Origin of the sequence: Pseudomonas sp. NPDC090233 (genome assembly GCF_044772285.1) — a bacterium.
Taxonomy (GTDB): domain Bacteria; phylum Pseudomonadota; class Gammaproteobacteria; order Pseudomonadales; family Pseudomonadaceae; genus Aquipseudomonas.
The window spans coordinates 27,849-41,645 of sequence record NZ_JBIVYQ010000011.1 but is presented as its reverse complement, the minus strand read 5'-3'; the positions used below and the strand labels follow the sequence as shown (position 1 = coordinate 41,645).

The window sequence follows — 13,797 nt, the reverse complement described above, 5'->3', positions numbered from 1 at the left end:
AGCGGGCTATTCAGGCCTGCCGGCTGGCAGTCTTGCGGCAGTGCACCAGCGCATCGCGAATCATGAAGTTGACCAGCGTCGGCGACACCCCCAGCTCCTTGGCGATGTCTTTCTGCGGCACACCGTGCAGGCGGTACATCTCGAAGGCGTAACGGGTGCGCTGGGGCAGTTCGTTGAGGGCCTCGGCAATGTGCTCGAGCGCCGCCAGGTTGATGTGCGTGGCTTCCGGCGAGGCGTTCGGGACCACTACGTTCAGGCCCTCTTCTTCGCTGCCCGAATACTTCAGTTCCATCGCCTGCTTGCGGTAATGGTCAATGGCCAGGTTGCGCACGATCTGGAACAGGTAGCTGAGCTGGGCCTTGAACGAGGAGGTTATCTGCGGGGCGGCGCTGAGCCGGAAGAAGGCGTCCTGCACCACATCCTCGGCACGCGAGCGGCAGCCGGTGATGCGCGCCGCGATCTTGACCAGGATGCTGCGGTTGTCGACGAACGCCTGGAGTAATGGTGAATCGCACTTACTTGTGGATAGTTGTTCCGCCATGGAAATCACCTTGTCTCAGAGGGGAATAGGAGCACCCCTCTTGGGGAAGCTTCCTACGACGTGCGACAAACTATTCAGAATGATAATGATTGTCAAATACGAAAGTTAATGAGTATCCGTTAGTTTCGGTTCTAAGCAGGTGAGCGTGACGTGGTTCACCTTTCGCAGCCTACAAAGCCGTCTCATCCCGGTAATTTCTTCCCTCGCCCGTCCGTTCCCCTCTGTACATCCGGCCGCCGAACGCTGCCCGCCGACCTTGCGCGGGGCAACCGGCCCGACTTACCCAGACACTGGCAGGAACACCCCATGACGGACGCCTTCGAACTCCCGCTCTCGCTGGTCCAGGCCCTGGCGCAACGCGCCGCGCACACCCCGGACCGCATCGCCTTGCGCTTCTTGGCCGATGCCCCAGGCGAGCAGGCCGTGCTCAGCTATCGCGACCTGGACCTGCGCGCGCGTACCATCGCCGCCGCCTTGCAGAGCCGCGCCGCGTTCGGTGACCGTGCCGTGCTGCTGTTCCCCAGTGGTCCGGATTACGTGGCGGCGTTCTTTGGTTGCCTGTATGCGGGCGTGATCGCCGTGCCGGCTTATCCGCCGGAGTCCTCGCGCCAGCATCACCAGGAGCGTCTGCTGTCGATCATCGACGATGCCGAGCCACGCCTGCTGCTGACTGTGGCAGCGCTACATGACGGTTTGCAGGGCCTGCCGGCGCTGGCCGCCGACAACGCCCCCGAACTGCTGGCGGTGGATGGCCTGGACCCGGCGTTGGCGAGTGCCTGGCGCGAACCTGCGCTGGCCGGCGACGACATCGCCTTCCTCCAGTACACCTCCGGTTCCACTGCGCTGCCCAAGGGCGTGCAGGTCAGCCACGGCAACCTAGTGGCCAACGAGCAATTGATTCGCCAGGGTTTTGGCATCGACCTCAACCCTGACGATGTGATTGTCAGCTGGTTGCCGCTGTACCACGACATGGGCCTGATCGGCGGGCTGCTGCAGCCGATCTTCAGCGGCGTGCCGTGCGTGCTGATGTCGCCTGGCTACTTCCTCGCCCGGCCGCAGCGCTGGCTGCAGGCGATCAGTGAGTACGGTGGCACCATCAGCGGCGGGCCGGATTTCGCCTACCGCCTGTGCAGCGAGCGGGTCAGCGAAGCGGCCCTGGCCGGCCTCGACCTTAGCCGTTGGCGTGTGGCGTATTCGGGCTCCGAGCCGATCCGTCAGGACAGCCTGGACACCTTCGCCGAAAAATTTGCAGCCTGCGGCTTCACGCCGAGCAGCTTCTTCGCCAGCTATGGCCTGGCCGAAGCCACCCTGTTCGTCAGCGGCAGCCGTCGTGGCCAGGGCATCGGCGCGCTGGAGATCGACGCCGAGGCGTTTGCCGCCAACCGTGCCGAAACCGGCAAGGGCAGCGTGTTGATGAGCTGCGGCTACCCGCAACCTGGCCATGCGGTGCGCATCGTCGAGCCGCAGCGACTGGAAGTGCTGAATGACAACCTGGTCGGTGAGATCTGGGCCGGTGGCCCGAGCATCGCTCTGGGTTACTGGCGCAATCCCGAAGCCAGCGCCCGCACCTTCGTCGAAATGGACGACCAGACCTGGCTGCGTACCGGCGACCTGGGCTTCATGCGCGATGGTGAAGTGTTCGTTACCGGGCGCCTGAAGGACATGCTCATCGTGCGCGGACAGAACCTGTACCCACAGGACCTGGAAAAAACCCTGGAGCGTGAAGTCGACGTGCTGCGCAAGGGCCGTGTCGCGGTGTTCGCCGTCGACGACCAGGGCGAGGAGGGCATCGGCGTGGCGGTTGAAGTCAGCCGCAACGTGCAGAAGGCGGTGCAGCCCGAGGCGCTGATCAAGACCCTGCGCCAGGTCATCGCCGACGCCTGCCGCCAGGCGCCGGCCGTGGTCCTGCTGCTCAACCCGGGCGCGCTGCCCAAGACCTCCAGCGGCAAATTGCAGCGTTCGGCGTGCCGCCTGCGCATGAAGGATGGCAGCCTGGATTGCTATGCGCGCTTCCCGAGCGCTACCGAGCCGACCGAGACTGCTGCAGCCGCTGATGGCCTGCAGGCCCGCATCGCCGGCATCTGGCGCGAAATCCTCAAGGTCGAGTCGGTCGCCGCCGACGACCATTTCCTGCTGTTGGGCGGCAACTCCATCGCCGCCACCCAGGTCACCGCGCGCCTGGCCGATGAGCTGGGTATCGCGCTGAACCTGCGCACCTTGTTCGAAGCGCCGACTCTGGCCGACTACAGCGCCGCCGTGGCGGCAATTATCGCCCAGGGCGGTGGCGAAACGGCAGCCATCGCCACCCTCGACCGTGGCCAGGCCCTGCCGCAGTCACTGGCACAAAACCGCCTGTGGCTGCTGTGGCAACTGGAGCCGCAATCGGCGGCCTACAACATTCCCGCCGGCCTGCACCTGCGCGGCGAATTGGATCAGGCCGCGCTGGAAGCCGCGTTCCAGGCCCTGGTAGCGCGCCATGAGGCACTGCGCACCGTGTTCAGCGAAGCAGACGGCCAGGCCTTGCAGCGAGTCCTTCCCGAGCAGCCTTTGAACCTGCACCGCCTCGACCTGCAAGGGCTGACGGCCAGCGAAGTGGCCGAGCGCCGCGAAGCCGAAGCCCAGCAACCGTTCGATCTGACCCAAGGGCCGCTGCTGCGTGTGACCCTGGCGCAGCTGGATGATGAAGACCATCAGCTGTGGGTGACCTTGCATCACATCGTCGCCGATGGCTGGTCGCTGAATATCCTGCTCGACGAATTCGCCAAGCTTTATGCGGCTCGCTGCCAAGGCCTGGAAGCCTCGCTGGCGGTGCTGCCGCTGGGTTATGCCGACTACGGCATCTGGCAGCGCCAGTGGCTGGCCGAGGGAGAAAGCGCTCGGCAGCTGGACTACTGGAAGGCCCAGCTGGGCGATAGCCTGCCGGTGCTCGACCTGCACCCGGACCATCCACGTTCCAGCCAGCAGTCGAACCGCGCCGCACGGCTGAACGTGAAAGTGCCGGCTACGCTCAGCGAAGCCCTCAAAGGCCTGGCCCGCGACCAGCAAGCCAGCCTGTTCATGGTCCTGCTGGCCGCCTGGCAAGGCCTGCTGCACCGCTACACCGGCCAGGGCGACATCCGCGTCGGCGTGCCTAATGCCAACCGCCCGCGCCAGGAAACCCAGGGCATGGTCGGCTTCTTCATCAACACCCAGGTGCTGCGTGCGCAACTGGATGGCCGCCTGCCATTCACCACACTGCTGGCCCAGGTACGCCAGGCCACCCTCGACGCCCAGGCCCACCAGGACCTGCCGTTCGAGCAACTGCTCGAAGCGCTGCCCGAGGCGCGTGAGCAAGGCCTGTTCCAGGTCATGTTCAACCACCAGCAGCGTGACCTCTCGGCGCTGCGCCGCCTGCCAGGCCTGCTGGCCGAAGAGCTGCCGTGGCACAGTCGCGAAGCCAAGTTCGACCTGCAACTGCACAGTGAAGAAGACCACCAGGGCCGCCTCAGCCTGGCCTTCGACTATGCCGCCGAATTGTTTGCCGAGGGCACCGTCAAGCGCCTGTCCCAGCACCTGCTGGCGCTGCTCGAACAGGTGAGCGCGCAACCGCAACTGGTCCTGGGCGATGTTGACTTGCTCAACGAGCAAGGCCGTCAGCAGCTGTTGGCCTGGGGCCAGGCACCGGCGCCTGTACCTCAGCGTCTGGTGGTCGAACAGCTCAACGAACAAGCGCGACTGACCCCCGAGCGCACTGCGCTGGCCTGGGAAGGTGGCAGCCTTGACTACGCCGAACTGCACCAGCAGGCCAACCGCCTGGCGCATTACCTGCGCGACAAGGGTGTTGGCCCCGACACCTGCGTGGCCATCGCCGTCGAGCGCTCGCCGCAACTGCTGGTCGGCCTGCTGGCCATCCTCAAGGCCGGTGGCGCCTACGTGCCGCTGGACGTCGATTACCCGGCCGAGCGCCTGGCCTACATGCTGCGCGATTGCCACGCCAGCCTGTTGCTGAGCAACAGCGGCATGCTCGCCAGCTTGCCGCAGGTCGACGGGGTCAGCGCCATCGCCCTCGATCAGCTGCACCTGGACAGCTGGCCAAGCCAAGCGCCCGGCCTGCACCTGCACGGCGACAACCTCGCCTACGTGATCTACACCTCCGGCTCCACCGGCCAGCCCAAAGGCGTGGGCAACACCCACGCGGCCTTGGCCGAGCGCCTGCAGTGGATGCAGGCCACCTACGCGCTGGATGACAGCGACGTGCTGATGCAGAAGGCGCCGATCAGTTTCGACGTGTCGGTGTGGGAGTGCTTCTGGCCGCTGATCACCGGCTGCAAACTGGTGCTCGCAGGCCCCGGTGAGCACCGCGACCCGCAGCGCATCGCCGCGCTGGTGCAACAGCATCAGGTCACCACGCTGCACTTCGTGCCGCCGCTGTTGCAGGTGTTCGTGCAAGAGCCGCTGGCCGCCGGTTGCAGCAGCCTGCGCCGGTTGTTCTCCGGCGGCGAAGCGCTGTCGGCGAACCTGCGTGACCGCGTGTTGCAACTGCTGCCGCAGGTGCAGTTGCACAACCGCTACGGCCCGACCGAAACCGCCATCAACGTCACCCACTGGCACTGCCAGGCCGAGGACGGCCAGCGCTCGCCCATCGGTCGCCCGCTGGGCAACGTGATCTGCCGCGTGCTGGATGCCGACCTGCAACTGGCAGCGCCAGGTGTGCCGGGTGAGTTGTACCTGGGTGGCGCGGGCCTGGCCCGTGGCTACCTGGGCCGCCCAGGCCTGACCGCCGAGCGCTTCGTGCCCCAGGCCGATGGCAACGGCGAGCGCCTGTACCGCAGCGGCGACCGTGCCCGCTGGCATGCTGAAGCCCTGGAATACCTCGGCCGTCTCGACCAGCAGGTGAAAGTGCGGGGCTTCCGCGTCGAGCCTGAGGAAGTCCAGGCCTGCCTGCTCAGTCAGCCGGGTGTCGAACAGGCGCTGGTGCTGATCCACCAGGACGCCGTCGGCGCGCAGCTGGTCGGCTACTACAGCGGCCCGGCTCAGGCCGAAGCGCTGCTGGCCAACCTGGCCGAGCGCCTGCCGGCCTACATGGTGCCGGCGCAGTTGATCGCGCTGGAGCACATGCCGCTGGGCCCAAGCGGCAAGGTCGATCGCAAGGCCCTGCCGGCACCAGTCTGGCAGCAACGTGAACATGTCGCACCGCAATCGGCGCTTGAACAGCAGGTCGCGGCGATCTGGCGCGAAGTGCTCAACCTGCCGCGCATCGGCCTGCACGACGACTTCTTCGCCCTCGGCGGCCATTCGCTGCTGGCCACCCAGATCGTCTCGCGCACCCGCCAGGCGTGCGACGTCGAACTGCCGCTGAAAGCCCTGTTCGAGGCCAGCGAACTGGGCGCCTTCTGCGCCGAGATCGCTCGCATCCGCGATGCCGGCCAGCGCAATCAGCAAGGCGAGATCGCCCGCGTCGACCGCCGCCAGGCCGTGCCGCTGTCGTACTCGCAGCAGCGCATGTGGTTCCTCTGGCAGATGGAGCCGGACAGCCCGGCCTACAACGTCGGCGGCATGGCGCGCCTGCGCGGCACGCTGCATGTGGATGCCTTCGAACGCGCGCTGCAGGCGCTGATCGTGCGCCACGAAACCCTGCGCACCACGTTCCCCGCCATCGATGGCGTGGCCTACCAGTGCGTGGCCGAGCACAGCGCCGTGAAGCTCGACTGGCAAGACTTCAGCAGCCTGCCAGCCGCCACTCGCCAGCAGCGCCTGCAGCAGCTGGCCGATGAACAGGCGCACCAGCCCTTCGACCTGGAGCGCGGCCCGCTGCTGCGCGCCTGCCTGGTCAAGGCCGAAGAGCGCGAGCACTACTTCGTGCTGACCCTGCACCACATCGTTACCGAAGGCTGGGCCATGGACATCTTCGCCCGCGAACTGGGCGAGCTGTACGAAGCCTTCGTCGACGAGCGCGAATCGCCACTGGAACCGTTGCCGGTGCAGTACCTGGACTACAGCGTGTGGCAGCGCCAATGGCTGGAAAGCGGCGAGGGCGCGCGCCAACTGGCCTACTGGAAAGCCCGCCTGGGCGATGAGCATCCGGTGCTGGCACTGCCCGCCGACCGCCCACGCCCGGCGGTGCAAAGCCACCGTGGCGAGCTGTACCGCTTCGACCTCGACCCGGCGCTGGTCGCCCGCGTGCATGCGTTCAACAGCCAGCGCGGCCTGACCCTGTTCATGACCATGACCGCCACCCTGGCCGCCTTGCTGCACCGCTACAGCGGCCAGCGCGACCTGCGCATCGGCGCGCCGGTGGCCAACCGTATCCGCCCGGAAAGCGAAGGGCTGATCGGCGCGTTCCTCAACACCCAGGTGCTGCGTTGCGAGCTGGACGGGCAGATGACTGCCGGCGCCTTGCTCGACCAGGTGCGCCAGGCCGCCATCGAAGGCCAGTCACACCAGGACCTGCCGTTCGACCAGCTGGTCGAAGCCCTGCAGCCACCGCGCAGCAGTGCCTACAACCCGCTGTTCCAGGTGATGTGCAACGTGCAGCGCTGGGCCTTCCAGCAAAGCCGCGACCTGGCCGGCATGCAGGTGGATTACCTGGTCAACGACGCCAGCGCCACCAAGTTCGACCTGTACCTGGAGGTCACCGACCTTGATGGCCGCCTGGGTTGCTGCCTGACCTACAGCCGCGACCTGTTCGACGAGCCACGCATCGCACGCATGGCCGAACACTGGCAGCAGCTGCTGATTGGCCTGCTCGATAACCCCGAGCAGCGCCTGTGCGAACTGCCGATGCTGGCCGACGCCGAACAGCAGGTGATGATCGGCCAGCTGCAAGGCGAACATCACTACGCCCTCGACCAGACCCTGCACGGCCTGTTCGCCGCCCAGGCCGCGCGCACGCCGCAGGCCGGCGCACTGACCTTCGCCGGCCAGCACCTGAGCTATGCCGAACTCGACCAGCAGGCCAACCGCCTGGCCCGTGCCCTGCGCGAGCGTGGTGTCGGCCCGCAGGTGCGGGTGGGCCTGGCCCTGGAGCGTTCGCTGGAGATGGTCGTCGGCCTGCTGGCCATCCTCAAGGCCGGCGGCGCCTACGTGCCGCTCGATCCGGAATACCCGCTCGACCGCCTGCGCTACATGATCGAGGACAGCCGCATTGGCCTGCTGCTGAGTCAGCGCGCGCTGCTCGAAACCCTCGGCAAGTTGCCAGACGGTGTGGCCAGCTGGAGCCTGGAGGACGATGCCGCATGCCTGTCGGCCTACAGCGATGCGCCGCTGGACAACCTCAACCTGCCGCAACACCCGGCCTACCTGATCTACACCTCCGGCTCCACCGGCAAGCCCAAGGGCGTGGTGGTCAGCCACGGTGAAATCGCCATGCATTGCCAGGCGGTGATCGACGCCTTCGGCATGCGCAGCGACGACTGCGAACTGCACTTCTATTCGATCAACTTCGACGCCGCCAGTGAGCGCCTGCTGGTGCCACTGCTGTGCGGCGCCCGCGTGGTGCTGCGTGCCCAGGGCCAATGGGGCGCCGAAGAGATCTGCCAGCTGGTGCGCGAGCAGAAAGTCAGCGTCCTTGGCTTCACCCCAAGCTACGGCAGCCAGCTGGCCCAGTACCTGGCCGGGCAGGGCGAGCAACTGCCGGTGCGCCTAGTGATCACCGGCGGCGAAGCGCTGACCGGCGAGCACCTGACGCGCATCCGCCAGGCCTTCGTCCCGCAGCAGTTCATCAACGCCTACGGCCCGACCGAAACCGTGGTCATGCCGCTGGCCTGCGTCGCGCCAGACACACTGCCCGCCGACGCCGGCAGCGTGCCGATCGGCCGGGTGATCGGCGCCCGCAGCGCTTACATCCTCGACGAGGACCTGGCGCTGTTGCCGCAAGGTGGCATCGGTGAGCTGTACGTCGGCGGTGCCGGCCTGGCCCAGGGCTACCACGACCGCCCCGGCCTCAGCGCCGAGCGCTTCGTCGCCGACCCGTTCAGCCATGACGGCGGGCGCCTGTACCGCACCGGCGACCTGGTGCGCCTGCGCGCTGATGGCCTGGTGGAGTACATCGGCCGTGCCGACCAGCAAGTGAAGATCCGCGGCTTCCGCATCGAGCTCGGCGAAATCGAAAGCCGCCTGCAGGAGCATGCCGATGTCGACGAGGCGGTGGTCCTGGCCCTCGACCTGCCCGGTGGCAAGCAACTGGTGGGTTACCTGGTGTGCAAGCAGGCCGGTGCCGACAGCGAGGCTCAGGCCCAACTGCGCGAAGCGGTCAAGGCCGATGCCCGCCAGCACCTGCCGGACTACATGGTGCCGGCGCACCTGGTGCTGCTCGACAGCCTGCCGTTGATGGGCAACGGCAAGCTCGACCGCCGCGCCTTGCCGATGCCCGACCTGGAACAGGCGCGCCAGCACTATCAGGCTCCGGCCAACGCGCTGGAGGAACAACTGGCGCAGATCTGGCGTGAGGTGCTCAACGTCTCCCGCGTGGGCGTGCAGGACAACTTCTTCGAACTGGGCGGCGATTCGATCCTGTCCATCCAGGTGGTCAGCCGCGCCCGCCAGCTGGGCCTGCAGTTCACCCCGCGTGACCTGTTCCAGCACCAGACCATCCAGACCCTCGCCGCTGTGGTTACTCACAGCGAAGCGCCAAGCAGCATCGAGCAGGCGCAGCGCCAGGGACGCAGCGCCCTGACGCCGATTCAGCACTGGTTCTTCGACAGTGAGGTGGCCCAGCCACAGCACTGGAACCAGGCGGTCTTGCTCGAAGCGCGCCAACCGCTGGACAGCGCCCTCCTGGAGCGCGCCCTGGATGCACTGGTGGAACACCACGACAGCCTGCGCCTGCGCTTCACCCAGGCCAATGGCCGCTGGCAGGGCGACTTCGCCGCATCGACCGGCGAGCAACTGCTGTGGACCGCCACGGTGGCCGACCTCGACGACTGCCAGGCGCTGTACACCGACGTGCAGCGCAGCCTGGACCTGGCGCAAGGCCCGCTGCTGCGCGCCTTGCTGGTCAGCGATGGGCAGGGCGCCCAGCGCCTGCTGCTGGCGATCCACCACCTGGTGGTCGACGGCGTGTCCTGGCGCGTGCTGCTCGAAGACTTGCAAGCCCTCTACCGTGGCCAGCCGCTGGCGGCCAAAACCCACGCCATGGCCGATTGGGCTGCGCGCCTGGCCAGCTACGCCGGCAGCGACTCGCTGCGCGATGAGCTGGACTGGTGGCAAGGTCAGCTGGGCGACGTGCGCCACGAACTGCCGTGCGATCACCCGCAGGGCGGCAACCTGCACCGGCATGCCGACACCTTGGCCATCGGCCTGGATGTCGAGCAGACCCGCCAGTTGCTGCAACAGGCCCCGGCGGCCTACCACACCCAGGTCAACGACCTGCTGTTGACCGCCCTGGCGCGCACCTTGTGCCGCTGGACCGGTGACGACGAGGTGCTGGTGCAGCTCGAAGGCCACGGCCGCGACGGCCTGTTCGAAGACATGGACCTGACCCGCAGTGTCGGCTGGTTCACCAACGCCTACCCCCTGCGCCTGAACCCGCAGGCCGGTGAGGGCGACAGCGCCCGCGCCACCTCGATCAAGCGCATCAAGGAACAGCTGCGCCAGGTGCCGCACAAAGGTCAGGGCTACGGCGTGCTGCGCTACCTGGCCGACGACGCCGGGCGTGAATGCATGGCCGCGCTGCCCCAGGCTCGCATCACCTTCAACTACCTGGGCCAGTTCGACCAGCAGTTCGATGCCGCAGCGCTGTTCCAGCCGCTGGACGCCCCGGCGGGCCTGGCCCACGACCTGGATGCGCCGCTGCCCAACTGGCTCAGCGTCGACGGCCAGGTTTACGGCGGTGCCCTGCAACTACGCTGGACCTACAGCCGCGAGCGTTTCGACGAACAGACCATCGCCAACCTGGCCGAGACCTATCGTCAGGAACTGCTGGCCCTGGTCGGCCACTGCCTGGCCGAGGGCAACGGCAGCTTCACGCCTTCGGACTTCCCGCTGGCGCACCTGACCCAGGAGCAGATCGACGCGCTACCGATCCCGGCCGCGCAGATCGAGGACGTCTACCCGCTGACCCCGATGCAGGAGGGCCTGCTGCTGCATACCCTGCTGGAACCGGGCACTGGCATCTATTACATGCAGGACCGCTACCGCATCAACAGCGCCCTCGACCCCCAGCGCTTCGCCCAGGCCTGGCAGGCCGTGGTGGCGCGCCACGAGGCGCTGCGCGCATCGTTCAGCTGGAGCTCCGGCGAGGCGATGCTGCAGATCATCCACAAACCGGGCAACACGCCGGTGGACTACCAGGACTGGCGCGGCCTCGATGAGGCTACCCAGGAGCAGCGCCTGCAAGCCCTGCACAAGCAGGAGCGCGAAGCGGGCTTCGAACTGCTGCGCGAGGCGCCGTTCCACCTGCGCCTGGTGCGCGTGGATGACGAGCGCTACTGGTTCATGATGAGCAACCACCACATCCTCATCGATGCCTGGTGCCGTTCGCTGCTGATGAACGACTTCTTCGAGCTCTACCAGGCCCTCGGCGAAGGCCGCCAGGCCCAGCTGCCGGTGCCGCCGCGCTACCGCGACTACATCGGCTGGCTGCAACGCCAGGACCTCGACGAAGCACGTGGCTGGTGGCAGGCCAACCTGGCCGGCTTCGAACACGCCACGGCGATCCCCAGCGACCGCCCGCTGCGCAATGACCACGCCGGTGACGGCATGGTCGTCGGCGACTGCTACACCCGCCTAGACGTAAGCGACGGCGTGCGCCTGCGCGAACTGGCCCAGGCCCACCAGCTGACCATCAACACCTTCGCCCAGGCGGCCTGGGCGCTGGTGCTGGCCCGCTACAGCGGCGAACGCGACGTGGCCTTCGGCGTGACCGTGGCCGGGCGCCCGGTGAGCATGCCGCAGATGCAGCGTACCGTTGGTTTGTTCATCAACAGCATCGCCCTGCGCGTGCAACTGCCGGAGCCTGGCCAGCGCCGCAGCGTGCGCCAGTGGCTGCAAGGCCTGCTGGAACGCAACATGGAGCTGCGCGAGTACGAATACCTGCCGTTGGTGACCATCCAGGAATGCAGCGAGTTGCCCAAGGGCCAGCCGCTGTTCAACAGCCTGTTCGTGTTCGAGAACGCCCCGGTGGAAACCGCCGTGCTCGACCACGCCCAGCACCTCAACGCCAGCTCCGATTCGGGCCGTACCCACACCAACTTCCCGTTGACCGCCGTGTGCTACCCGGGCGATGACCTGGGCCTGCACCTGTCGTTCGACCAGCGCTACTTCGACTACCCAACCGTCGAACGCCTGCTGGCCGAGTTCAAGCGCCTGCTGCTGGCGCTGGTGCAAGGTTTCGAAGGCGAGGTCAGCGAACTGCCGCTGCTGGGTGAGGACGAACAGCGCTTCCTGCTCGACGACTGCAACCGCACCGAACACGCCTATGCCCTGGAGCAAAGCTATGTGGCGCAGTTCGAGGCGCAGGTCGCCGCCCACCCTGAGCGCACCGTGGCCCGTTGCCTGGAAGCAAGCTACGACTATGCCGGGCTGAATCTCGCGGCCAACCGCCTGGGCAATGCCCTGGCCGCTGCGGGCGTGACCGTCGATCAACCGGTGGCGTTGCTGGCCGAGCGCGGTCTGCCGCTGCTGGGCATGATCGTCGGCAGCTTCAAGGCCGGTGCCGGTTACCTGCCGCTGGACCCAGGCCTGCCGTCGGCGCGTCTGCAGCGCATCGTCGAACTCAGCCGCACGCCGGTGCTGGTGTGCAGCGCGGCCTGTGCCGAGCAGGCGCGACTGCTGCTGGATGAACTGTCCGGCGTGGCCCGTCCGCAGTTGCTGGTCTGGGAAGAGGTGCAGGCGAGCAGCATTGCCAGCCACAACCCAGACATCCACAGCGGGCCGGACCACCTCGCCTATGTGATCTACACCTCAGGCTCCACCGGCTTGCCGAAGGGCGTGATGGTCGAGCAGCGCGGCATGCTCAACAATCAGTTGAGCAAGGTGCCGTACCTGGCGCTGAGCGAACACGACGTAATCGCCCAGACCGCCTCGCAGAGCTTCGACATCTCGGTCTGGCAGTTCCTTGCCGCGCCGCTGTTCGGCGCCAAGGTCGAGATCGTGCCGAACGCCATCGCCCACGATCCGCAGGGCCTGCTGGCCCATGTGCAGGCCACCGGCATCACCGTGCTGGAAAGCGTACCTTCGCTGATCCAGGGCATGCTGGCCAACGATCACCAGGCCCTGGACGGCCTGCGCTGGATGCTGCCGACCGGCGAAGCCATGCCGCCAGAGCTGGCCGCGCAATGGCTGCAGCGCTACCCGGACATCGGTCTGGTCAACGCTTATGGCCCGGCGGAATGCTCCGATGACGTGGCGTTCTTCCGCGTCGACCTGGCCTCGACCCAAGGCAGCTATCTGCCCATCGGTACACCCACCGACAACAACCGCCTGTACCTGTACGGCGAGGATCAAACCTTGGTGCCATTGGGCGCGGTGGGCGAGTTGTGCGTTGCCGGTACCGGCGTGGGCCGTGGCTATGTCGGCGACCCCGTACGCACCGCCTTGGCATTCATTCCGCACCCCCACGGCGCACCGGGCGAACGCCTGTACCGCACCGGCGACCTGGCGCGGCAACGGCCGGATGGCGTGCTCGAATATGTCGGGCGCATCGACCACCAGGTGAAGATCCGCGGCTACCGCATCGAGCTGGGCGAAATCGAAGCCCGCCTGCACGAGCAGGCCGAGATCCGCGATGCCGCTGTTGGCGTGCAGGACGGTGTCAACGGCAAGCACCTTGTCGGCTATCTGGTGGCCCACCAGGGCATCACCGCCGACGCTGTGCTGTTGGAGCAGGTCAAGCAACGCCTGCGCGCCGAGCTACCGGAGTACATGGTGCCGCTGCACTGGGGCTGGTTCGACAAGCTGCCGCACAACGCCAACGGCAAGCTCGACCGCAAGGCCCTGCCAGCCATAGACATCGGCGGCCAGCACAGCCAGGTTTACCTTGCTCCGCGTGACGAGCTGGAAGAGGTACTCGCCGGCATCTGGGCCGACGTGCTCAAGGCCGAGCGGGTAGGGGTGCACGACAACTTCTTCGAGCTGGGCGGGCATTCGTTGCTGGCCACGCAGATTGCCTCGCGGGTGCAGAAACAGTTGCAGCTCAATGTGCCGCTACGGGCGATGTTCGAGTGCAGTACGGTCGAGGAGTTGGCTGAGTATGTGCGCGGGTTGCAGGACAGTGCGCTGGATGAGGGCAAGGTGGATCGGTTGAGTGATCTGATGGCGGAGTTGGAGGGGCTTTGAGG

2 protein-coding genes are annotated in these 13,797 nt (G+C 67.1%); one reads left to right on the top strand and one right to left on the bottom strand.

Features of this window, described 5'->3' with window-relative positions:
- Positions 1-10: 10 nt before the first annotated feature.
- Positions 11-541: an RNA polymerase factor sigma-70 gene (locus ACIQUF_RS24765; protein WP_403136321.1), complete on the bottom strand. Its 531-nt coding sequence runs from the start codon at positions 539-541 to the stop codon at positions 11-13.
- 306 nt (positions 542-847) lie between these two features.
- Between ACIQUF_RS24765 and ACIQUF_RS24760 the strand changes: the two genes are divergently transcribed.
- Positions 848-13,795, top strand: a complete 12,948-nt coding sequence (locus ACIQUF_RS24760; protein ID WP_403136320.1) for a non-ribosomal peptide synthetase — start codon at positions 848-850, stop codon at positions 13,793-13,795.
- The last annotated feature ends 2 nt before the right edge of the window (positions 13,796-13,797 follow it).